The sequence below is a fragment of the Aeromonas sp. 2MA4 genome (assembly GCF_029237305.1).
Classification (GTDB): Bacteria; Pseudomonadota; Gammaproteobacteria; order Enterobacterales; family Aeromonadaceae; genus Aeromonas; species Aeromonas salmonicida.
Window position 1 is genome coordinate 71173 of the sequence record NZ_JAACFY010000002.1, and the last position, 20988, is coordinate 92160.

At 60.4% G+C, this 20988-nt stretch carries 20 protein-coding genes; 14 read left to right on the forward strand and 6 right to left on the reverse strand.

The genetic code is table 11. From position 1 onward, the window contains the following. Positions 1-46 precede the first annotated feature (46 nt). The 8 genes from GWQ31_RS02895 (at position 47) to mltB (ending at position 8926) form a co-directional block, all read left to right on the forward strand. Positions 47-745 carry a DUF1499 domain-containing protein gene (locus tag GWQ31_RS02895; protein WP_125596402.1) on the forward strand — a complete coding sequence of 233 codons (699 nt, stop codon included), beginning with the start codon at positions 47-49 and terminating at the stop codon, positions 743-745. After that, complete coding sequence (locus GWQ31_RS02900) at positions 735-1328, forward strand: carboxymuconolactone decarboxylase family protein (RefSeq protein WP_275908591.1); 594 nt, start codon at positions 735-737, stop codon at positions 1326-1328. The genes GWQ31_RS02895 and GWQ31_RS02900 overlap by 11 nt, the downstream gene beginning before the upstream one ends. Further along, complete coding sequence (locus GWQ31_RS02905; RefSeq protein WP_275908592.1) at positions 1328-3493, forward strand: bifunctional TVP38/TMEM64 family protein/FAD-dependent oxidoreductase; 2166 nt, start codon at positions 1328-1330, stop codon at positions 3491-3493. Before GWQ31_RS02900 ends, GWQ31_RS02905 begins: the two co-directional genes overlap by 1 nt. A 22-nt stretch (positions 3494-3515) precedes the next feature. Then, the gene (locus GWQ31_RS02910) at positions 3516-4700 is read left to right on the forward strand and encodes an ABC transporter substrate-binding protein (protein ID WP_275908593.1); all 1185 of its coding nucleotides are present in this window, start codon (positions 3516-3518) and stop codon (positions 4698-4700) included. Further along, positions 4700-6382, forward strand: coding sequence for an ABC transporter permease (locus GWQ31_RS02915; protein WP_275908594.1), 1683 nt, complete (start codon positions 4700-4702; stop codon positions 6380-6382). The genes GWQ31_RS02910 and GWQ31_RS02915 overlap by 1 nt, the downstream gene beginning before the upstream one ends. Positions 6383-6398: 16 nt before the next feature. Beyond that, entirely contained in the window at positions 6399-7046 is a 648-nt protein-coding gene (locus GWQ31_RS02920; protein WP_275908595.1) for an ATP-binding cassette domain-containing protein, read from the forward strand. Between the two features lie 36 nt (positions 7047-7082). Continuing rightward, the gene (locus GWQ31_RS02925) at positions 7083-7688 is read left to right on the forward strand and encodes a CDP-alcohol phosphatidyltransferase family protein (protein WP_275908596.1); all 606 of its coding nucleotides are present in this window, start codon (positions 7083-7085) and stop codon (positions 7686-7688) included. A 149-nt stretch (positions 7689-7837) separates the two neighbouring features. Beyond that, positions 7838-8926 carry a lytic murein transglycosylase B gene (mltB, locus tag GWQ31_RS02930; protein WP_096119179.1) on the forward strand — a complete coding sequence of 363 codons (1089 nt, stop codon included), beginning with the start codon at positions 7838-7840 and terminating at the stop codon, positions 8924-8926. A gap of 46 nt (positions 8927-8972) precedes the next feature. Here the strand turns inward: mltB and GWQ31_RS02935 are convergent, their stop codons facing one another. Then, a complete protein-coding gene (locus tag GWQ31_RS02935; RefSeq protein ID WP_265461247.1) occupies positions 8973-9455 on the reverse strand; it encodes a MarR family transcriptional regulator in 483 nt (160 codons plus the stop codon). 94 nt (positions 9456-9549) lie between these two features. Here GWQ31_RS02935 and GWQ31_RS02940 point away from each other — a divergent pair, with 94 nt between their 5' ends. Next, positions 9550-10443 (forward strand): EamA family transporter, encoded by an 894-nt coding sequence (locus GWQ31_RS02940; protein WP_021137905.1) that lies wholly within the window; start codon positions 9550-9552, stop codon positions 10441-10443. A 111-nt stretch (positions 10444-10554) separates the two neighbouring features. On the opposite strand, the gene pgm is transcribed toward GWQ31_RS02940, so the two are convergent. Together pgm and seqA are read right to left on the reverse strand one after the other, a co-directional pair. Next, the gene (pgm, locus tag GWQ31_RS02945; RefSeq protein ID WP_275908597.1) at positions 10555-12204 is read right to left on the reverse strand and encodes a phosphoglucomutase (alpha-D-glucose-1,6-bisphosphate-dependent); all 1650 of its coding nucleotides are present in this window, start codon (positions 12202-12204) and stop codon (positions 10555-10557) included. A 57-nt stretch (positions 12205-12261) separates the two neighbouring features. Then, positions 12262-12771 carry a replication initiation negative regulator SeqA gene (seqA, locus tag GWQ31_RS02950; RefSeq protein WP_021137907.1) on the reverse strand — a complete coding sequence of 170 codons (510 nt, stop codon included), beginning with the start codon at positions 12769-12771 and terminating at the stop codon, positions 12262-12264. A gap of 288 nt (positions 12772-13059) precedes the next feature. Here seqA and GWQ31_RS02955 point away from each other — a divergent pair, with 288 nt between their 5' ends. The 4 genes from GWQ31_RS02955 to fldA are packed head-to-tail and all read left to right on the forward strand — an operon-like array spanning position 13060 to position 14982. After that, positions 13060-13824, forward strand: coding sequence for an alpha/beta fold hydrolase (locus GWQ31_RS02955; protein ID WP_275908700.1), 765 nt, complete (start codon positions 13060-13062; stop codon positions 13822-13824). 55 nt (positions 13825-13879) lie between these two features. Next, positions 13880-14101 (forward strand): DUF2788 domain-containing protein, encoded by a 222-nt coding sequence (locus GWQ31_RS02960; protein WP_005309702.1) that lies wholly within the window; start codon positions 13880-13882, stop codon positions 14099-14101. Between the two features lie 20 nt (positions 14102-14121). After that, positions 14122-14418 carry a LexA regulated protein gene (gene ybfE / locus GWQ31_RS02965; RefSeq protein WP_005309699.1) on the forward strand — a complete coding sequence of 99 codons (297 nt, stop codon included), beginning with the start codon at positions 14122-14124 and terminating at the stop codon, positions 14416-14418. 39 nt (positions 14419-14457) lie between these two features. Then, entirely contained in the window at positions 14458-14982 is a 525-nt protein-coding gene (fldA, locus tag GWQ31_RS02970; protein ID WP_017412672.1) for a flavodoxin FldA, read from the forward strand. Positions 14983-15053: 71 nt separating this feature from the next. Here fldA and GWQ31_RS02975 read toward each other — a convergent pair whose 3' ends face one another. Continuing rightward, positions 15054-15527, reverse strand: a complete 474-nt coding sequence (locus tag GWQ31_RS02975; protein WP_275908598.1) for a DUF4442 domain-containing protein — start codon at positions 15525-15527, stop codon at positions 15054-15056. A 244-nt stretch (positions 15528-15771) separates the two neighbouring features. Between GWQ31_RS02975 and fur the strand changes: the two genes are divergently transcribed. Next, positions 15772-16203 carry a ferric iron uptake transcriptional regulator gene (gene fur, locus GWQ31_RS02980; protein WP_021137910.1) on the forward strand — a complete coding sequence of 144 codons (432 nt, stop codon included), beginning with the start codon at positions 15772-15774 and terminating at the stop codon, positions 16201-16203. Between the two features lie 111 nt (positions 16204-16314). On the opposite strand, the gene glnS is transcribed toward fur, so the two are convergent. Next, complete coding sequence (gene glnS / locus GWQ31_RS02985; RefSeq protein ID WP_113721161.1) at positions 16315-17976, reverse strand: glutamine--tRNA ligase; 1662 nt, start codon at positions 17974-17976, stop codon at positions 16315-16317. A gap of 347 nt (positions 17977-18323) precedes the next feature. Beyond that, a complete protein-coding gene (locus tag GWQ31_RS02990; protein ID WP_275908599.1) occupies positions 18324-20987 on the reverse strand; it encodes a beta-N-acetylhexosaminidase in 2664 nt (887 codons plus the stop codon). Between the last annotated feature and the right edge of the window lies 1 nt (position 20988).

The window sequence follows — 20988 nt, forward strand, 5'->3', positions numbered from 1 at the left end:
TTTATCCTTCTGGGCACATGTCCATCATAACCAGTGGATCCCCGTTATGCCCAGTTATTTGTGGTGGCCACTGCTGGCCTGGATGCTGCCCTTGGCTGGCGCCCTCGGCAGTCGCATGCATCTCTGGCCCTGGTGGGCAGGCTTCGCCCTCTGTCTCGTCAGCGCCCTGATCGCCCTTGGTCTCTTGCTGCGCCTGCCCTGGAGCCGGCACAAGGTGCCAAGCCTGTGGGGCATAGTTCCCCTGTTGCTGCCCCTGCTGTTTGTGGTGCAAGCACTGCGCATGCCGCTGACCAACGATGTCAGCACGGATCCCTATCATCCCCCCGCCCTTGCCTGGGCTGCCGAACTGAGAAGCCCGCAGGATCTGCCGATAAATCCGGCCCCCTTGCAAGTATTTGAGAAAAATCCCGGTCCTCTCTATACCAGAGCCTCCCCGGTCGAGGTGATCACGGAGGCGAGCGAGCTGATGGAAGAGCTCGGCTGGCAGCAACGACCGAGCCCAACCGGCATTGATGCCGTCGTCACCTCTCGCTGGTTCGGCTTTCAGGATGACGTGGCCTTGAGGGTCTTCGCGGGTCCCAAGGAGACCCGAGTCGACATGCGCTCTGCCTCCCGTCAGGGGCGCAGCGATCTGGGGGCGAATCGGGCACGGATCCATGCATTTCTGGATCTGCTCAACGAACGGTTAGGCGGTGCCTATAAACCCAAGATGAAGAAAATTGAAGAGGATCAGTATGCGCGTTGAGGTCAAACCGGATCGGGAATATGCCTGGTTTATCCGCCCCTTCTTCTGGCTGCAAAAACGCAACTATGGTCAGGTGCTGATCCCGGGCAAATGCTGGGGCCGCTCACCACGGCTGTTTGCCGCCGTGGCCACCCTGTATGGCGTCATCAACCGCAAGCGCTCTCCCATCGATCCCGCGCTGCGCTCCCTGGTAACGGTCAGGGTCTCCCAGCTCAACTGGTGCCGTTTCTGCGTCGACATCAACGCCATGACCCTCATCAAGCGAGCGGGCTCCAGCGACAAGGTGGAGGCGCTGGCCCACTGGCGCACCAGCCCCCTGTTCGATGAACGGGAAAAGGCGGTGCTCGACTACACCGAAGCCATGACAGGGCTCGATGGGGTGAGCGATGAGCAGGCGGCTCGCCTCAAGCCCTGGTTCGATGACGATGCCATGGTGGAGCTGACCGGTCTTGTCGCCTTCCAGAACATGTCAGCCAAGTTCAATGCGGCCCTCGATATTGCCCCCCAGGGCTTCTGCCAGTTGCCGGTGCAACCTGAGCGCCCCGTGGCAGCCCCAGAACAGCAACCCGGCAAGGACGCCTGATGAAACGCGCCCGCCTGCTGCTCCTGCTGGTGATGGGATGCCTGATTGGCGCCTTTTTCGCCCTCGATCTCGGCCGCTACCTGAGCCTGTCCCAGTTGCAGGCCCACCAGGATGCACTGGCACAACTGGTCAACACCCATTTTGTCGCCGCCTGCCTGCTGTTTGTGGCTATCTATGTGATCAGTACCGCCCTCTCACTGCCCGGCGCCAGTCTGCTGACCCTGGGGGGCAGCGCTGTATTCGGTATTGGCTGGGGGCTGCTGCTGGTCTCCTTTGCCAGTACGTTCGGGGCCACACTGGCTTTTCTCAGCGCCCGCTTTTTGCTGCGCGACTGGGTACTCAGGCACTTTGGCGACAAGCTGGCCACGTTTCAGGCCGGCATGGCAAAAGACGGCGCCGCCTACCTGCTGAGCCTGCGCCTCATCCCGCTCTTCCCCTTCTTTCTGGTCAATCTGTTGATGGGGCTCACCCCCATCAGAGTCAGTACCTACTACTGGGTGAGCCAGCTTGGCATGCTGCCCGGCACCTTCGTCTATGTGCTGGCGGGGAGCGAGCTTGGCCAATTAACCAGCACGGGGAATATTCTCTCCCCCGGCCTGATGGTGGCGCTGACCCTGCTGGGATTGATGCCCTTTCTGATGAAGAGGGCGATGACATGGCTGGCCCTGCTTCGCCTCCATGCCCCCTATCAAAAGCCAAGCCGCTATGACTACAACCTGCTGGTGATAGGTGCCGGCGCCGGTGGTCTGGTGACCAGCTACATTGCCGCGGCGGTGAAGGCCAAGGTGGCGCTCATCGAGAAGCACAGGATGGGCGGGGACTGCCTCAATACCGGCTGCGTTCCCTCCAAGGCACTGATCCGAAGTAGCCGCTTTGCCGCGGAGCAGCGCAGGGCCGGGGAACTGGGTTTTAGCCCGAGTCAGGCCCGCGCCGATTTTGCCGCCGTGATGGCGCGGGTGGCACAGGTGATCAAGGAGGTCGAGCCCCACGACTCGGTGGCACGCTATCAGGGCCTGGGCGTGGAGTGCATCGAGGGCGAAGCAAAACTGGTCTCTCCCTGGGAGGTGGAGGTGAATGGCCAGCGCCTCACCAGCCGCCATATCGTGATCGCCACCGGGGCCAGACCCCTGGTGCCGGACCTGCCCGGATTGGCCGACACGCCTTATCTCACCTCGGATACCCTCTGGCAGCTGCGCACCCCGCCACGCCGCCTGCTGGTGCTTGGCGGCGGCCCCATCGGCTGCGAGCTGGCCCAGAGTTTTGCCCTGCTTGGCATCCCGGTCACCCAAGTGGAGCTGGCCGATCAGCTGCTGCCTCGTGAAGAGCGCGACGTAGCCGATGCCCTGCAACACCAGATGGTAGCGGACGGCGTCACCCTGCTCACCGGCTGGCGTGCCGAGCGGGTCGACTATGTGCAGCAAGAAGGGAGTGAGCAAGGGGAACACCTCCCCATCCGGCTCCACCTGTGTCGGGGCGATCAACGCCTGATGGTTGAAGGGGATCAACTGCTGCTGGCACTGGGACGGGTTGCAAATGTCAGCGGCTTCGGCCTCGAAACGCTGGGGGTCGAGCTGGCGCCACGCGGCACCATTGCTGTCGATGGTTTTCTCGCCACCAACTACCCCAGCATACTGGCGGTGGGGGATGTGGCAGGACCCTACCAGTTCACTCACTTTGCCGCCCATCAGGCCTGGTATGCCGCCGTCAATGCCCTGTTCGGCCAGTTCAAGCGCTTCAAGGCGGATTACAGCGTGATCCCCGCGGCGACCTACACCAGCCCGGAAATTGCCAGGGTGGGTCTCAACCGCAAGGAGGCCATGGCTCAAGGAATCCCCTTCGAGGTGACCCGCTTAGCGCTAGGGGAGCTGGATCGCGCCATTGCCGATGGGGAGCGCCATGGCTTTATCGAGGTGCTGACGATGCCCGGCAACGACAAGATCCTCGGCGCCACCATAGTGGGCACTCACGCCGGTGAGCGGCTCGCCGAATTCGTGCTCGCCATGCGCCACCAACTGGGGCTTGGCAAGATACTCGCCACCATCCACGCCTATCCCACCCTGATGGAGGGGAACAAGTACGTGGCCGGTGAATGGAAACGGGCCCATCAGCCCACTCGGGTGCTGGCCCTGCTGGCCCGTTATCACCACTGGCGCCGCGGCGCCTGACCCTTTGCCCAAGGTAACGCCCATGTTCAAGACCCTGCCTTTGCTCAAATCCCTGTTGTGCGCCCTGCCCCTGCTGGCAAGCGGCACACTCTTTGCCGATGACACTGCCGACGAGGGATCCCGTTGGCAGCAGACCCTTGATCAGGCGAAGGGCCAGACCGTCTACTTCAACGCCTGGGGCGGCAGCCCGGAGATCAACACCTATCTGGTGTGGGCGGGGCAGGAGCTTGAGCGTCAGTATCAGGTCAAGCTGGTGCAGGTGAAAGTGGATGACATAGCCCAGAGCGTCAGCCAGCTGCTGGCCAACAAACAGGCTGGCAAAACTACGGGCGGCCCCATCGATCTGCTCTGGGTCAACGGCGAGAATTTCAAGGCGCTCAAGGAGCAGGGGCTGTTGGGTACCCCCTTCAGCCATGAGCTGCCCAACCTGGCCCTGGTGGACAAGAGCCTGCCGGTGAATGAGGACTTCACGGTACCGGTAGAGGGACTGGAAGCGCCTTGGGGCATAGGCCAGCTCAACCTGATGGTGAACAGGGACGAGGTGAGCAATCCCCCCCGCTCCGCAGAGGCGCTGCTCGCCTGGGCCAAGGCCCATCCCGGTCGTTTCAGCTATCCCAAGCCGCCCCAGTTTCATGGCTCCAGCTTTCTCAAACAGATATTGCTGGAGCTGACCCCGGCTCCTGACCCACTCTATCGGGAGGCAACCGATGCCGATTTTGCCAGACTCACAGCGCCGCTCTGGGTCTGGCTCGATGAACTGCACCCGGTGCTCTGGCGCAAGGGCAAGCTGTTCCCCACCGGCGCCGCCGAGACTCGCCAGTTGCTGGATGACGGTGAGCTGGCCATGGCCATCAGCTTCAACCCGCAAGAAGCGCAGAGTGCGGTGCAAAACGGCGCCCTGCCCCCCAGCGTGGTGGCCGTGGCCATGGAGAAAGGGGCGCTCACCAACAGCCATTTTCTCGCCATCCCGTTCAACGCCAACGCCCGCGCGGGTGCCAAGGTGGTAGCCAACTTTCTGCTGAGCCCGGCAGCCCAGGCCCGCAAGGCCGAGCCCGCCTTTTGGGGAGATCCCAGCGTGCTGCGCAGCGACGCCTTGCCAGCGACCACCAAACAGGTACCAGCCCTGCGCTTCAAGGCGGTGGCTGAACCCCATCCCAGCTGGCAGACCAAGCTCGAAGCGGCCTGGGCCGAGCGTTACGGTCACTGATGACGGCAGGACTCGGCAATGCCATCCGCCGCACCCTCGGCTGGCGCCCCATGTTTACCCTCCTCTGCGCCCTCCTGCTGGCCGCCCCCCTGCTGGGAGGGCTGTGGCTGCTGGTGACACAGGGGACACTCAGCCCGCATATTCAGCGCCTGCTGGCCCAGCCCGGGCTCTGGCACTCGGCAGCCTTGAGCTTCTGGATTGCGGCTGCCTCCACCCTGGGCAGTCTGCTGTTGACCGCACTACTGCTGGCGTACAGCGTCAAGAACGGGGAAGAGAGCCGCAGCTTTCGGCTGCTGCGCCGTCTGCTCTCCCCCCTGCTGGCGCTGCCCCACGTCGCCTTTGCCATCGGTTTTGCTTTCCTGCTCGCCCCCTCCGGCTGGTTGTTGCGGCTCGTCTCTCCCTCCTTGACCGGTTTTGAGCTGCCCCCGGACTGGCAGACCATCAAAGACCCGGTCGGGCTCGGTCTTATCCTGGCGCTGATCCTCAAAGAGACCCCTTTCCTGCTGCTGATGGCACTGGCAGCGCAAGAACCCGCCAAGCTGGCCCGCCAGCAGTGGCTTGGCGCCAGCCTGGGTTTCAGTGCCCCGCAGATCTGGTGGCGCCTGTTGTTACCTGCGCTCTGGCCCGCTCTGCGCCTGCCCCTCTATGCGGTGGCCGCGTACGGAGTGGCCGTGGTGGATCTCGCACTGCTGCTGGGACCCGATGCCCCTGCCCCGCTGGCCGTGCGGCTCTGGCTCTGGTATCAGGATCCAGACCTTGGCTGGCGCGGCGCCACCGCCAGCGGCGCCCTCTTGCTGCTCGCCATCAACCTGCTGCTGCTCGCCGGTTTGCGGCTGCTGGAGTGGGGCCACACGACTGTCGGCAAGCACGCCTGGCTCGATGGCCGGCGCGCCGTGCCAAATCCGCTGACAGCCAGATTGACCTGCATCACAACCTTTACCCTGATGGCCATCAATCTGGCGGTGCTGGCAGCCTTGGTGATCTGGTCGCTGACCCGCCGCTGGTCCTTTCCCGACCTGCTGCCTGGTCAGTGGAGCGGCCACCATTGGCATGCACTCCTGCCCGGCCTGATGCCCCTGCTTGTAACGAGTGCTCTGCTGGCACTGGCGAGCGGGCTGCTGGCGCTGGTGATGGCGGTATTGAGTCTGGAGGCCCAGCAAGGCCGTCGGCCCTGGCCCCTCTGGCTCATCTGTTTGCCCCTTCTGCTGCCCCAGGCCAGCCTGCTGTTTGGCATCCGGCTGGGGCTTGACTGGCTGGGGGGCGGGATTGGGTGGGACTGGGTGCTCTGGAGCCAGCTGCTGTTTGTCTTCCCCTATGTCTATCTCTGCCTGCAGGGGCCCTATCGCCAGTTCGACCCGCACATCACTCAGGCCGCGCTCACCCTGGGGGCCCGCCCCTGGCACGTCTGGTGGCGGGTGAAAGGGCCATTGCTGGCACGTCCACTGCTCTTTGCCTTTGCGGTGGGGGCAGCGGTGAGTCTGGCCCAATACCTGCCGACCCTGCTGTTTGGCGCAGGCAGAGTGGTCACCATCACCACTGAGGCGGTGGCCATTGGCAGCGGCCTCAACCGCCGGCTGGCTGGCCTCTACGGCCTGCTGCAACTGCTGCTGCCCCTTTTCATCTATCTGCTGGCACTCTGGCTGCCAGCCCGGCTCAACCCTGCGCTCAAGGACGCCCGATGAACACGAGAAGCTGCCGATGCTAAGCACAACCCCACTTCATCTCTACCTCGATGAGAACCTGCTGCTGTCGCTGCCTGCGCTACAGATTGCCCCCGGTGAAGTGCTGACCCTGATGGGCCCCAGTGGTTGTGGCAAGAGCTCACTGCTGGGGGCGCTGGCGGGCGTCTTGCCGCCCAGGGGGCCGATCCGGCTGGAAGGGGATATACGGCTGGCTGAACGGCAGCTCACCTCACTGCCTCCCCAGACCCGACGCATCGGCATGCTGTTTCAGGATGACCTGCTGTTTGCCCATCTGACGGTGGCTGAAAACCTGATGTTCGGCATGCCTGCCACCCTCAAGGGCACGGCGGCCAGACGGGCAAAGGCGTTGGACACGCTGGCAGAAGTAGCGCTGGTCGATCAGGCCGACAAGCTGCCGGGAGCACTCTCCGGCGGCCAGAGGGCGCGGGTCAGTCTGCTGCGGGCTTTGCTGGCAGAGCCCAGGGCCCTGTTGCTGGACGAGCCCTTCTCCCGTCTCGACAAGCCGCTGCGCGCCGCCTTCAGAACCCTGGTGTTCGAGCGACTTAAGGCGCTGGGGATACCCGCCCTGCTGGTCACCCACGACGAGGAGGATGCACCAGGGGCTATCCTTCACCTTACCCCGCACCTCAACTCACTATGCTGATTGATCGCGGCTGATTGATCGCGAAGGAGACTCATCTTGTTTGATCGCCACCTTATTCCCCTTATTCGCAGTCCCCTCACCCGGCTGGCCAAACCCCTCTGCCGAGCCGGGATCAGCGCCAACCAGATAAGCCTGACCGGCTTTGCCATCGGCATGCTGGCACTGCCACTGCTGGCCCTGGAGCTCTATTCCTGGGCGCTGATCGTCATCTTGTTCAACCGGCTGCTGGACGGGCTCGATGGCGCAGTGGCGCGAGAGACGAAGATCACGGATTGCGGCGGCTTTCTGGACATCACCCTCGATTTCATCTTCTACGCCGCCGTTGTGCTGGGCTTTGCCTTGAGTAGCCCCGCCAACGCCCTGCCCGCCGCCACCCTGCTGTTCGCCTTCATGGGCACAGGGTCGAGCTTTCTGGCCTTTGCCATCATGGCGGGCAAGCGGGGCATTGAAAATCCCGTCTATTACCACAAGTCCCTCTACTATCTCGGGGGCCTGACGGAGGGGAGCGAGACCATAACCCTGTTCGTGCTGATGTGCCTCTGGCCCGCCGGGTTTGCAACCCTGGCCTACGGCTTTGCCCTGCTCTGTCTTGTCACCACCCTGACGCGGCTCTGGAGCGGTTACCATACCCTTGGCCAGTAACGTTATTCGGGCTTAGGACATAGGGGCGCGGAGCGCACCAACCCATCGACAGGCCACGAGTTTGAGCCCTCATCCATGCACTGAGCACTTGCGCATGGATGACAATGTTTTACCATGTCGACACTCTTTTTCAGGCTCATGAGAACCTTATGCGTCGCCTTGTCTCCGTGCTTACTCTTTCCCTGTTTCCCCTGCTCTACGGTTGCAGCAGCACGCCTGCCCCCAAACCCGTGGCCAAGCCGTTCAAAAGTGCCTTCATCAATCAGACGCCACAAATAAAACCTGCTTACAGCCAAGGGGTTAGCAAGGGAGACTTCGCCAATCGCAACAACGTGGACAGCTTCGTCCAACGCATGGTCGAGAAGCACGGTTTTGACAGCGTCGAGCTGCATCGACTGCTGGCACAGGCGGATCGCTATGACTGGATAATACGGCTGATGGATGCCCAGGCCCCCACCACCGCCAAGCCAATCGGACCAACCGGCGCCTGGAATCGCTACCGCGCCAAGTTCATCACGCCGGACAACGTGCAAAACGGCGTCAACTTCTGGCGTGAGTACGAGAGCGAGCTCAACCGTGCCGAGCAGGAGTATGGGGTGCCGCCCGAAATCATCGTCGGCATCATAGGCGTGGAGACCCGCTGGGGTCGGGTAATGGGCAAGACCCGCATTCTGGATGCGCTGGCGACCCTGGCCTTCGACTATCCGCGCCGCGCCGAATTCTTCACCGGCGAACTGGAGGCCTTCCTGGTGATGACCCGGGATGAGGGGATGGATCCCACCGAACCCAAGGGCTCCTACGCCGGCGCCATGGGGTATGGCCAGTTCATGCCATCGAGCTTCCAGCGCTACGCAGTGGACTTTGACGGCAATGGCCACACCAACTTGTGGGATCCGGTGGATGCCATCGGCAGCGTGGCCAACTACTTCAAGGCGCATGGCTGGGAGCAGGGTCAACCGGTAGCGGTGCGTGGTCAGGGCCAGCTGCCCGGCTATGAGCATGGCTTTCAGACCCGGTACCCGATCACCACCTTGCACCGCGCCGGTCTGAATCCCACCAGCAACCTTGGCAACCACAGCGAAGCAAGCCTGCTGCGCCTGGATGTCGGCACCGGCTATCAATACTGGTACGGCCTGCCCAACTTCTACACCATCACCCGCTACAACCACAGCACCCACTACGCCATGGCGGTATGGCAGCTGGGGCTAGCGGTAAAAGCTGCCAGAGGCGGTTACTGAGTCAGGCTGCTTGCCAATAAAAACGGGCCCCGCGGGCCCGTTTTTATTACTCGTTTTCCAGCAGCCAGCGTTTGAGCAGGGCAGCCAACTGAGCCTGTTCAGCCTCGGTCAGTGGCGCCAGCAAACGCCGCTCGTTCGCCACATGCCGCTCGACGGCCCGATCGACCAGTTCGCGCCCAGACGCCGTCAGGCAGACCAGCAGGCTGCGCCTGTCGCTCGGCGCCGCCTGTCGCTCGATCAGGCCACGCTCTGCCAGCTTGTCGAGCCGTGCCGTCATGGCCCCGGAGCTCAACATGGCAGCTTGATAGAGCGCGGTCGGCGTCAGCGGTTCACCGGCCCGGCGCAGGGTCGCCAGAATATCGAAGTCGCTGCCCAGCAGGCCGCACGTCTTGAGCTCTTCGCTCACCTCGCGGCCGGTGATCGCCGCCATCCGCGCCACCCGACCCAGCACCCCCATGGGAGAGCAGTCGAGATCCGGTCTTTGCCGGGCCCACTGGGCCAGCAGCATATCTACATGATCGCTGTCCATCTTGGTCACTTATCTTTTTATCGAGATACTTGATAGTAAACCAATTTGAGACTAAGTTATCTTCATAAAAAGATACTTCATAAAGAGATAAGCCATGCCACTGCTGATTGCCTTGCTGGCCCCCCTGCTATGGGGCAGTACCTATGCCGTCGTCAGCCTCTACCTGACTGACTACTCCCCCTACTGGGTGGCCGTGTGGCGGGCGCTGCCAGCCGGGCTGCTCCTGTTGTTGCTGCATCCGCGTCTACCGCCCCTGCCCTGGGGCAAGCAGTTCCTGCTGGCGTTTTGCAACATAGCCGCCTTCTTTGCCCTGCTGTTTGTAGCCGCCTTCCGGCTACCGGGGGCAGTGGCAGGCACGCTCGGGGCCACACTGCCGCTGGTACTCATGCTGCTGGCCTGGTTGCAGGATGGCACGCGGCCAACCCTGAAGTGGTTGCTGCTGGGGCTGATGGGGCTCGCCGGTGTCTTGCTGCTGCTCAATCCCTCCGCCAATCTGGATCCCATAGGCGTGACATGCGCCCTGCTGGCAACCCTGCTGATCGGTCAATCCAGCCGCTGGATGCAGCGCTGGCCGGTGAGCGATCTGCTGGCCCTCACCGCCTGGCAACTGCTGCTCGGCGGCCTGATGCTGATCCCGCTCGCCTGGTGGCTGGCCGGCCCCATGCCACTGCCCCAACCAGCTGCGGCACCCGGGCTTGTCTGGCTCATTTTGCTCAACACGGCGCTGGCCTACTGGGCCTGGCTGTGGGGGCTCAAGCGTCATGGCCCCGAGGTAATGGGCATGCTGGCCCTCACCAACCCCATGGTGGCGGTCTCCCTGGGCGTGCTGATGGTCGGTGAAACCCTGGATGGCCGGCAGTGGCTCGGCATAGGAGTGATCCTGCTCTCCCTGTTTCTGATGAAGTTGCCGGCGCGCTCCTTCTTCAAGCGCTGGCAAGCCCGCAGGGCGAATATCGCCGGGGCGGCGATCACCGATGACAAGGCCTGAGGCCGGGCAGGGAAACCCCTGAACCGAGAAAAAGAACCATAAAAAAGAGGAGCCGCCGTGGCTCCTCTTGCTATCTATCCGATGTTCAATTCAGCCCGCCAACGGCATGGGTCAGACGCCCGCCTTGGCCAGCGCAGCAGAGACAATCTGCTGGGCTTCTTGCTGGATAAGATCCAGGTGTGCCTCGCCCTTGAAGCTCTCCATGTAGATCTTGTAGATGGACTCGGTACCGGAGGGACGCGCCGCGAACCAGCCGTTCTCGGTCACCACCTTGAGGCCACCGATGGCGGCATCGTTGCCCGGTGCGCGGGTCAGCTTGGCAATGATGGGCTCACCGGCCAGAGTAGAGGCTTCGACCAGTGCCGGATCCAGCTTGGAGAGCACGGCTTTTTGCGCGCTGTTGGCAGGGGCATCGATACGGCGGTAGCTGGAGCGGCCGAATTTGGCTTCCAGTGCATCGTAATGCACCTGGGGATCCTTGCCGGTGACCGCCAGAATTTCGGCCGCCAGCAGCGCCAGAATGAAGCCATCCTTGTCGGTGGTCCAGACGGTGCCGTCTTTACGCAGGAAGGAGGCGCCTGCGCTCTCCTCGCCACCAAAACCAAACTCGCCGCTGTAGAGGCCATCCACGAACCACTTGAAGCCGACCGGCACCTCTTTCAGGGTACGGCCAATCTCGCCGGCAACCCGGTCGATCATCGAAGAGGAGACCAGCGTCTTGCCGACGGCAGCCGCTGTAGGCCAGCCGGTGCGATGGGTAAACAGATACTGGATCGCCACCGCCAGATAGTGGTTCGGGTTCATCAGACCCGCCTTGGTGACGATGCCGTGACGGTCGTAGTCAGGATCGTTGCCAAGGGCGATGTCGAACTTGTCTTTGAGGGCAATCAGGCCCGCCATGGCAAACGGACTGGAGCAATCCATCCGGATCTTGCCGTCTTTATCCAAGGTCATGAAGGAGAAGGTAGGATCGACACGATAGTTGACCACCTCGATGTTCAGACCATAAGTCTTGGCGATGACGTCCCAGTAGGCGACGCCTGAGCCACCCAGCGGGTCGACACCAATCTTGATACCGGCCTCTCTGATGGCATCCAGATCCAGCACGTTTTTCAAGTCGTCCACATAGGGGGTGACATAATCGTGCTCAACTACGAAGGGGCTCTTGAGGGCATCGGCGAATGGCATGCGTTTCACGCCGGCCAGACCGGCTTCCAGAATGGCGTTGGCCCTGTCTTCCACCCACTTGGTGATCTCACCTTCGGCGGGGCCACCGTGGGGCGGGTTGTACTTGAAGCCGCCATCTTCCGGCGGATTGTGGGACGGGGTGATCACCACACCGTCAGCGCGCGCAGCGGGTTTACTAGCGTTGTGGCGCAGGATGGCGTGAGAGATGACCGGCGTCGGCGTGAAGCCCATACCAGCCTGAATGCGAGTCTCGACGCCGTTGGCCGCCAGCACTTCGACTGCGCTGGCAAAGGCGGATTCAGACAGGGCGTGGGTATCCATGCCGACAAACAGCGGGCCCGTGATGCCGGCCTGCTGGCGATACTCCACCAGCGCCTGGGTTACCGCCAGAATGTGAGACTCGGTAAAGGCGTTGTGCAGCGCACTGCCACGGTGGCCGGAGGTGCCGAAGGCCACCCGCTGCTCGGGGCGGCTCATGTCAGGCTTGTTGAGGTAGTAGGCGCTGACCAGACGGGGAATGTTGGTCAGGTCACTTAAACGAGCCGGCTGACCGGCGTGGGAATGCTGAGCCATGGCGTTATCCTTGCTTGATGGCGGCCTTGCCGGGCAAGGCCTGAACTTGATGAACCGTTAAATCGCGCTGCTTACCTGGGCGATCAGCGCCTCGTCGTAGCCCATGCTGGCCATCATCTGGGCCACCATGTTCTGCTTGCGACTGGTATTGGTATTGCTGATCACCCAGAACGGGGTATCCGGCACCGGCTTGGGCTTGGTGGTGCTGCCGCTGGCACGCAGTGCCTCGGGATCCCGCGAGAAATAGACGCGCTTGCGCCCCTTGATTTCGGTGGCCTGGGTAAACCCGACCGGATTATCCCGATAGAGGGTACTGAGCACCTGCATGAAGCGGTTGATGGACTTCTCTTCTTTTTGCAGCTCGCCAGAGTCGAGCAGGGCCTGCAGTCCCATGGCATCGGTGGCGACGCTCGGCTGGGGAAGGTCCACAGGCTCGGCAACCGGCACTGTTATGTGCGTGGGCTGCTCCAGCAGACGGCGCAGGATATCGGAGGCACTCTCACCAATGTGCCGGGTCTGGCTGGCGATATAGAAGTAGAGATCGTCATCAAGCTCGATGGTTTTCATAGGGATGCGCTGGACTCGTCGAAATTCGGATGCGGCGATTATACATAGGCAAACCCGGCAGCCCAAGCCAAGGGCTGGCAGATGTGCATGAATCTCATCGAGAATACGGCATAATACGGGGCCAAGTGTGTGATCCTCCGCACTGATAGCGCATCCGGCGTCATTTTTTTGAAAAAAAACCACAAAAAAATGACCCTCAAGGAATGAAATCCTTTTCTTTCAGTGTGTTAAAAATAAGGCAAAAAAGCCCACGACCGACAAGGTGTTATTTTGCAACAAAACCCATTATTGAACTTCAAGGAACAGGGCCAGGGCCAAGCCGTTGTGCTGATCCACGGCCTGTTCGGCAGCCTGGACAACCTGGGGCTGCTGGCACGCGCCCTGAGCGAACACTATCGCGTCATCAGCGTGGATCTGCGCAACCACGGCGCCTCGTTCCACAGCAACGAGATGAGCTATCCCCAGCAGGCTGCCGACGTACTCGCCCTGCTCGATGCCCTGGCACTGGATCAGGTATCTCTGGTCGGTCACTCCATGGGCGGCAAGGTCGCCATGCAACTGGCCAAGCAGGCTCCCGCCCGGGTTGCCAGGCTGGTGGTGGCCGACATAGCCCCTGTCGCCTATCCCCACTCCCGCCATCAGAATGTGTTCGCCGGTCTCAACGCCACCCTGAACCAGCCGGTGCAGAGCCGCAGCGAGGCAGAGGCCATTTTGGCCGAGCACATCGAGATCGCCGGCGTACGCCAGTTCCTGCTCAAATCCTTCGCCAAAGGAGAGTCCGGTTGGGGCTGGCGTTTCAACGTAGCAGCCCTTGAGCACAATTACGCCAACATCATGGGCTGGCCCGACAACCAGCATCGATTCGAAGGGTCGACACTCTTTATCAAGGGCGGCGATTCGGACTATATGCAGCCCCAATATACCGACACTGTGATGGCACAATTTCCGGCGGCAAAGGCGCGCGTTATCGCAGGAACAGGCCACTGGCTGCATGCCGAAAAGCCGGTTTTGTTCAACAAATTGGTTGTGGATTTCCTGTCGACAGGCGGTTAACAGTTTCAAATCCTTTGTGATATAGTGCGCCCGTCATAAGGAGTGTGCGCAATCCATGCTAAGTGAACATATCGATCTGATTGAAAGTCTGGGCCTGAAGTTATTCTTGCTGGCCATTTTCATATTGATTGGCCTGGCCATTCACGACGTACTCAAACGCGGCAACGTGCCCCGTTTTGGTCGAGTCATCGTCTGGTTGGTACTCTGTCTGGGTTGCGCGGGTTTTGTCGCCAAGGGGCTGATCGAATTGGGCTGGGAAGGCTCAGGGATCGGCTAACTTATTTTCATCTGTGATGTATGGCCAAACAGCAAACTGATCGAACAACACTGGATCTGTTCGCAAATGAGAAGCGCCCCGGCAGGCCAAAGACCAATCCACTCCCCCGTGAGACCCAACTCAAGATCAACAAGCGCAACCAGCTTAAGCGCGATCGCGAGAACGGCCTGAAACGGGTCGAGTTAAAGGTGGAGGCCGAGTTGCTGGAGCGCCTGAACCAACTTGCGTTACAACAGAACGTCAGCCGAGCCGAGCTGATCCAATCTATCCTGAAGCAACAGATTGAGTCTGCTTTCGCAGCAGGCATCGCAATCTGACCGTTAAGCATTAACACCAGATACGGGTAACTAAACACTATGGCTAGTGTAGGTCTGTTTTTCGGCAGCGATACCGGTAATACCGAAGCTGTCGCCAAGATGATCCAGAAAGAACTGGGCAAACAACTGATTGAAGTCCGTGACATTGCCAAGAGCAGCAAGGCCGACATCGACAGCTTCGATCTGCTGATGTTCGGTATCCCGACTTGGTATTACGGCGAAGCCCAAGCCGATTGGGATGACTTCTTCCCCGAGCTGGAAGAGATCGACTTCACCAACAAGCTGGTTGCCATCTTCGGATGCGGCGATCAGGAAGACTATGCCGAGTACTTCCTCGACGCCATGGGCACACTGCGTGACATCGTCGAAGCCAAAGGCGCCATCATCATCGGCAACTGGCCAACCGCCGGTTACGAGTTTGAAGCCTCCAAGGCTGTGGTGGATGACAAGCACTTCGTTGGTCTGGGTATCGACGAAGATCGCCAGCCGGAACTGACCGCCGAGCGCGTCAAGGGCTGGTGCAAGCAGCTGCATGAAGAGATGTGCCTGGCCGAGCTGGAGTGATCCGGCAAGCCAGCCACCTCTGACAACAAGGGCCCCGCCGGGGCCCTTGTTGTTTTTGCGATCCGATCTTTTCAGCCACCTCTGTGCTCGGGTTTGGCACGCACATAGAGGGTGCGTTTGACCTGGGCCACCAGCTCGCCACTCTTGTCCTGTACCGTGACCTCAAACTCGGGGAAGTGCTTGTTGCCCCCCTCGGTCGCGGCCACTATGGACGCCAGCTTGCCGTCGGCCAGGTTGAACTCGGCCACCAGTTTGCCTTTGCCCGGCTTGATGTAGTTGATGCTGCCCGCCTTGTCCCAGACGTAGTAGCGGTTCTTGAAGTACCCCATCAGCATCAGCGGATAGATGGGATCCGTCATCGCAAACATGCTGCCGCCAAACTGGGTCCGGTTGGCGTTCTTGTTCCACCAGCGTGACTTCAACGTCACCCGGCAAAAACGGAAGTCATCACTCAGGGTTTCTATCTTGATGCCGGCGCCCCAGAAGGGAGGCCAGGCGTTGAGGGCGCGCCGCACCCAGGCAGCGTTGTCAAAAAGCCAATCCATGGATCTCATCCGACCAGATAATGAAGAAGGTTACATCTTATCAACATTCGTCCGCTGAGCAAGCCGGTGACAGGATTTGATCAATTCGGCCAGATGGCGGACTTTGCGCTAAAGCCCTTGAATTACTGGGTTTATTTTTAGGTTGGCTACGACCTATAATGACAGGCCAAGCGAGTTCGTGGTTGCCATTCCAGCGGCAGTCAATCAGAATAACCACACCTTCGAGAATGCGAATAAGTAGAATATGGCAGACAACAACCAAGCGTTAAAAAAGGCCGGGCTCAAGATCACCTTGCCCCGCGTCAAAATTCTGGAAATCCTGCAACAGCCGGATTGCCAGCACACCAGTGCGGAAGATCTGTACAAACGACTGATCGACCAGGGTGAAGAGATTGGTCTCGCTACCGTATATCGCGTTCTCAACCAGTTTGATGATGCCGGTATTGTTACCCGTCACCACTTCGAAGGTGGCAAGTCGGTATTCGAGCTGGCCACCCAGGAACACCACGACCACCTGGTCTGCCTCGATTGTGGCAAGGTGATCGAGTTTTCCGATGAGGTGATCGAGCAGCGCCAGCGTGATATCGCCAAGCATCACAACATCCGCCTGACCAATCACAGCCTCTATCTGTACGGCCACTGCGCCAATGGCGACTGCAAGCACGAAGATTCATAGACGCTTGCACCGGTCAATAAAAAAGCCAGCATAGCGCTGGCTTTTTTGCATCCGTAATCTGGACAAGAGCGGCAGGGTCTCCCCTGCCCTCTGCTTGTCAGGCTTTGGCCATCAGGCCTCGGCCTTGCCCCAGACGTCCCGCAGGGCCACGGTGCGGTTGAACACCAGGTGCTCGGCGCTGGAGAGCTTGTTGTCGGCGCAGAAGTAGCCTTCGCGCTCGAACTGGTAGGCAAACTCCGGCTTGGCGTCCTTGAGGGAAGCCTCGACGCGGGCACCCTCGATGATCACCAGCGAATCCGGATTGAGTGCCCCTTCGAAGTCATCCTCGGCACCCGGGTTCGGCATCTTGAACAGACGATCGTAGAGACGGATCTCGGCCGGCAGGGAGTGAGTGGCGCTGACCCAGTGGATCACCCCCTTCACCTTGCGACCATCCGCCGGATCCTTGCCCAGAGTCTCGGGATCGTAGGAACAGTAGATGCAAGTCACCTTGCCATCCGCATCCTTCTCGACCCGCTCGGCCTTGATCACATAGGCGTTGCGCAGGCGCACTTCTTTGCCCAGCACCAGTCGTTTGAACTGCTTGTTCGCTTCTTCTTTGAAGTCCGCTTCGTCGATGAAGATCTCGCGGGTAAAGTTCAGTTCACGGGTACCCATCTCGGCGTTGTTCGGGTGCGCCGGTGCGGTCAACACCTCGTCGACCGCTAGGTTCTCGATGACCACCTTCACTGGATGCAGCACGGCCATGGCGCGCGGTGCGTTCTCGTTGAGATCGTCACGGATGCAGGCTTCCAGCATGCTCATCTCGACTATGTTGTCCTGCTTGGTCACGCCAATGCGTTTGCAGAACTCGCGGATGGAGGCAGAGGTGTAGCCACGACGACGCAGACCGGAAACGGTCAGCATGCGCGGATCGTCCCAGCCATCCACGTGTTTCTCGGTCACCAGCAGGTTCAGCTTGCGCTTGGACATGACGGTGTATTCGAGGTTCAGACGAGAAAACTCGTACTGACGCGGGTGGCAGTCGATGGTGATGTTGTCCAGCACCCAGTCGTACAGACGACGGTTGTCCTGGAACTCCAGGGTACAGATGGAGTGGGTGATCCCTTCCAGCGCGTCCGAGATGCAGTGGGTGAAGTCATACATCGGATAGATGCACCACTTGTCACCGGTCTGGTGATGGTGGGCAAACTTGATGCGATAGATAACCGGATCGCGCATCACCATGAAGGGGGACGCCATGTCGATCTTGGCGCGCAGGCAAGCGGTGCCTTCGGCAAACTCGCCGTTCTTCATCTTGGCAAACAGCGCCAGGTTCTCGGCCACAGGACGATCGCGGAACGGGCTGTTTTTGCCGGCCTCGGTCAGGGTGCCACGGTACTCGCGCATCTGCTCCGCAGAGAGCTCGTCCACATAGGCCAGACCTTTTTCGATAAGCTCGATGGCGTAGCCGTGCAGCTTGTCGAAATAGTCGGAGGAGTAGCAGATCTCGCCGCTCCACTGGAAGCCGAGCCACTGCACGTCCTGCTTGATGGACTCCACGTACTCGATGTCTTCTTTCACCGGGTTGGTGTCATCGAAACGCAGGTTGCACTGGCCCTGGTAGTCACGGGCGATGCCAAAGTTCAGACAGATTGACTTGGCGTGGCCGATATGGAGATAACCGTTCGGCTCGGGCGGAAAACGGGTATGCACGTGGTTGTGCTTACCGCTGGCCAGATCTTCATCAATGATCTGACGAATAAAGTTAGTTGGGCTGTTCGCCTGACTCATGGCTCACCTCAAAAATGCGTCACTGGCGGAAGTTGTGCCGGCTGGCACCCTCATCCCCCCGCCATCAAGCCGGTTATGATCCCTCATTACGCGCCTTGCCTCAACCTGAATTTGGCCAATCCGGCCCCTTGGCACGCCAAAACGAAGTGATCCAACCGCCATCATCTGCTCGCGGATAAAAAAGACCCCGCACTGGGCGGGGTTCAAGGTGATGAAAAACAAAAACAGACAATACACACACACAACAAAGGCTCACACGCACAGTCAACCTTTCCCAAACCCGATGCAGTCTCGGCCTTGGGAAAGGCGGGTCTTGCGACCCGCCTGGTGTTAGCGGTTGGCTGCTATCAGTTCAGCTCGGTGACGCGACTGGTACGCTGGCCATCGAAACTGGTGGTACGCAGGTAGACCTTGCCGGTCACGCTCGGCTTGGCCGCGGCGTCATAGGCAGTCCAGGTGGTGCCGTCCAGGCTGTACTGGATGGGCAAACCTGGCAGATCCACGTTCGCTTCAAGCTTGCCGTTGATGACCTTGGCGCCCGGTACTGAGAGGCGGTATTCAACACCGGCCTGATCCAGCTTCGGCAGCACGCGCTGACCCAGCAGGTTGGCGAACTGGTTCCACTCTTTGTTGAGGGTGGCCTTGTTGACATGCTTGGTCTCGCCGGAGAACTCGCGGCCCTTCACATAGTTCAGCTCAAAGCCACCTTTGTGCCAGGCACGCTCGGCCACGGAGAAGATACGCGGGTAGACCATGTACTCGTACTGGGCATCGGTCCGCACGGTTTCACTCCACTGCTGACCGGAGATACCGCGGAACTTGACCGGATCCTGGTCACCCTTGGCCACGAAAGCATTGCCGTCGCGGTCAACCGAGGTCTCGGCGTTCTGCGGCAGGTTTTCCGGGGCAAAGGCGAACACCTTGCGGGTGTCATTGAAACGGGTTGCCCAGTAGTAGCCACGCTCGGCCGGGTGTACCTCGTTCGGGAAGTCGAAGTAGAGGTAATCCGGGTTGGAGAGCACAACGTCATAACCCTTGTGCGCCCACTTCATCGCCTCGTTGAAGCCACCCCAGTAGAGGGTTTCCCAGAAGTTGACCACTGTCTTGTCGGTGGCGAAATCCTTGGCGCTATTGGCGTACTTGAGGCCATCTTCCCATGCCTGCAGGGTAGAGAAGCCACGGTCTTTCGCCAGCTCGCTCACTTCCTTGGCGAAGTAAACCGGCAGCTCGGCCACGTCCTTGATCTTGCCATCATCGATCATCTTCTGGCAGACCGGAGACTTGCCGAACGGCTTGTCCTGCTTGCTGGAATCGACATTGCCCTTCCAGGCGACCAGCTCTTCTTTCTTGGTGACGGCCGGATCCTGATAGCCACCGCCCTGCATGATGTTCTTCGCCTCGTCACCACCGTAGTGCCAGGCGGTCAACGGCTGACCGGCGGCCTGGTGCATCTGGGCCACTTCATCCATCACCTTGCTCACGAAGGTGGCAGCACCCGGCTGGCAAGGGTTGATGAAGGACATCTTGTCGTAGAACTGCACCGAGGTGACATTGGAAGTATCCGCCGGGTCCGTCAGACGGAACTGGCTGGCTTCGGCCTCTTTGCCCTCGTTCATCAGACGCTGGTAACGCGCTTCCATGGAGACCACGGCAGCACGGGCGTGCGCCGGCATGTTGATCTCGGGGATGACGGTAACACCACGGGCCTTGGCATAACGCACCAAATCGATGTAGTCGGACTTGCTGTAGAAACCGGAACCCTGGTTGTCGCTGGTCGGGCCGGAACCCAGCTGCGGCATCAGGCACTTGGTTTCAGACAGATCGTGGCAACGCTGGCTGCCTACGTCAGTCAGCTCCGGCAGACCCGGGATCTCCAGACGCCAGCCTTCATCGTTGGTCAGACCAAGGTGCAACTTGTTGAGCTTCATGGCTGACATCTGGTCAACCAGCTTCTTCATGGTTTCCAGGCTTCTGAAGTGACGGGCCACGTCGGTCTGCATGCCGCGGTATTCAAAACGCGGCGCATCCTCGACGCTCATCTGGCTCACCAGCTTGTCGTTCACCCCCAGCAGGGAGAGCAGGGATTGCGCGCCCCAGAAGGCACCCTCGATGTCGTGCCCCTGGATCACAGTGCCCTGCTTGCCTATGGTCATGTCATAACCTTCGGCCTGCTTGAGCTTGCTGCCGAGCTTGACGGTCACTGGATAGCCGGTGTCGGAGAGGGTAACACCCAGCTTGGTCAGTTGAGCCTTCAGGGCTTCGGCACGATCGCTTGGCAAGTCCAGCGCGTTGAGCTTGATGGTGGAGAAGTCCACTTGCGGACCCGATTTGATCACTTGCTTGAGCGGGGTCGGCAGTATCTGATCATCAATCTTGCTGGCCGGCAGCAGGCTGCTGGTCAGGTTTGCATCGAAACGGGTCTCGCTGTTCATCAGGATGTTGTTGTCATCCTTGGTACGCTTCCAGCCATCGGCCGGCATCGGCTTCTCGTAGGTGCTGGCGTCGTCGATGTTGCTCATGCTGGCCAGGACTTTTGGCTCGGCACCTTCGCTGGCGACATACCAGTTCGGCATGATGTCAGTTTCGAACAATACCCAATATTCCACCACCAGCGGCACTTCGACCGTGGCATCCTTGGCAAATCCCTTAAACTGCTCGGTTGGCGTCAAACGATAGAGGTCGCCGGTCAGATGGGTGATGGTGAACTGGTCGTTGTCGACGCGCTGGATACGGCGGATGGAGGAGACATAAATACCCCAATCCTTGGAGGTCACGTCAGCACCTGTATTGGTCAGGTGCAGCTTGGCAACGCCACAGCTCGCCCACTCGGAACCCAGCGCCTGGCAATCGAGGCCGGCACCGGCACCGTCGTTGGTGACGACTTCGTACTTGACCACCAGGTTGCTGGCGAGGGAATCGACCACGGCTTGCTTGGCGGCATCGGCTGCCTGTACCTGGCTGACAAAAATAGTAGACATGGCAATGGCTAACAGAGAATGTTTCAAGTTCATA

Bases quoted from the DNA above. Each gene is read 5' to 3' on its own strand.
- GWQ31_RS02895 (WP_125596402.1), top strand. From the start codon at position 47: ATGCCCAGTTATTTGTGGTGGCCACTGCTGGCCTGGATGCTGCCCTTG.
- GWQ31_RS02900 (WP_275908591.1), top strand. From the start codon at position 735: ATGCGCGTTGAGGTCAAACCGGATCGGGAATATGCCTGGTTTATCCGC.
- GWQ31_RS02905 (WP_275908592.1), top strand. From the start codon at position 1,328: ATGAAACGCGCCCGCCTGCTGCTCCTGCTGGTGATGGGATGCCTGATT.
- GWQ31_RS02910 (WP_275908593.1), top strand. From the start codon at position 3,516: ATGTTCAAGACCCTGCCTTTGCTCAAATCCCTGTTGTGCGCCCTGCCC.
- GWQ31_RS02915 (WP_275908594.1), top strand. From the start codon at position 4,700: ATGACGGCAGGACTCGGCAATGCCATCCGCCGCACCCTCGGCTGGCGC.
- GWQ31_RS02920 (WP_275908595.1), top strand. From the start codon at position 6,399: ATGCTAAGCACAACCCCACTTCATCTCTACCTCGATGAGAACCTGCTG.
- mltB (WP_096119179.1), top strand. From the start codon at position 7,838: ATGCGTCGCCTTGTCTCCGTGCTTACTCTTTCCCTGTTTCCCCTGCTC.
- GWQ31_RS02935 (WP_265461247.1), bottom strand. From the start codon at position 9,455: ATGGACAGCGATCATGTAGATATGCTGCTGGCCCAGTGGGCCCGGCAA.
- GWQ31_RS02940 (WP_021137905.1), top strand. From the start codon at position 9,550: ATGCCACTGCTGATTGCCTTGCTGGCCCCCCTGCTATGGGGCAGTACC.
- pgm (WP_275908597.1), bottom strand. From the start codon at position 12,204: ATGGCTCAGCATTCCCACGCCGGTCAGCCGGCTCGTTTAAGTGACCTG.
- seqA (WP_021137907.1), bottom strand. From the start codon at position 12,771: ATGAAAACCATCGAGCTTGATGACGATCTCTACTTCTATATCGCCAGC.
- GWQ31_RS02960 (WP_005309702.1), top strand. From the start codon at position 13,880: ATGCTAAGTGAACATATCGATCTGATTGAAAGTCTGGGCCTGAAGTTA.
- ybfE (WP_005309699.1), top strand. From the start codon at position 14,122: ATGGCCAAACAGCAAACTGATCGAACAACACTGGATCTGTTCGCAAAT.
- fldA (WP_017412672.1), top strand. From the start codon at position 14,458: ATGGCTAGTGTAGGTCTGTTTTTCGGCAGCGATACCGGTAATACCGAA.
- GWQ31_RS02975 (WP_275908598.1), bottom strand. From the start codon at position 15,527: ATGGATTGGCTTTTTGACAACGCTGCCTGGGTGCGGCGCGCCCTCAAC.
- fur (WP_021137910.1), top strand. From the start codon at position 15,772: ATGGCAGACAACAACCAAGCGTTAAAAAAGGCCGGGCTCAAGATCACC.
- glnS (WP_113721161.1), bottom strand. From the start codon at position 17,976: ATGAGTCAGGCGAACAGCCCAACTAACTTTATTCGTCAGATCATTGAT.
- GWQ31_RS02990 (WP_275908599.1), bottom strand. From the start codon at position 20,987: ATGAACTTGAAACATTCTCTGTTAGCCATTGCCATGTCTACTATTTTT.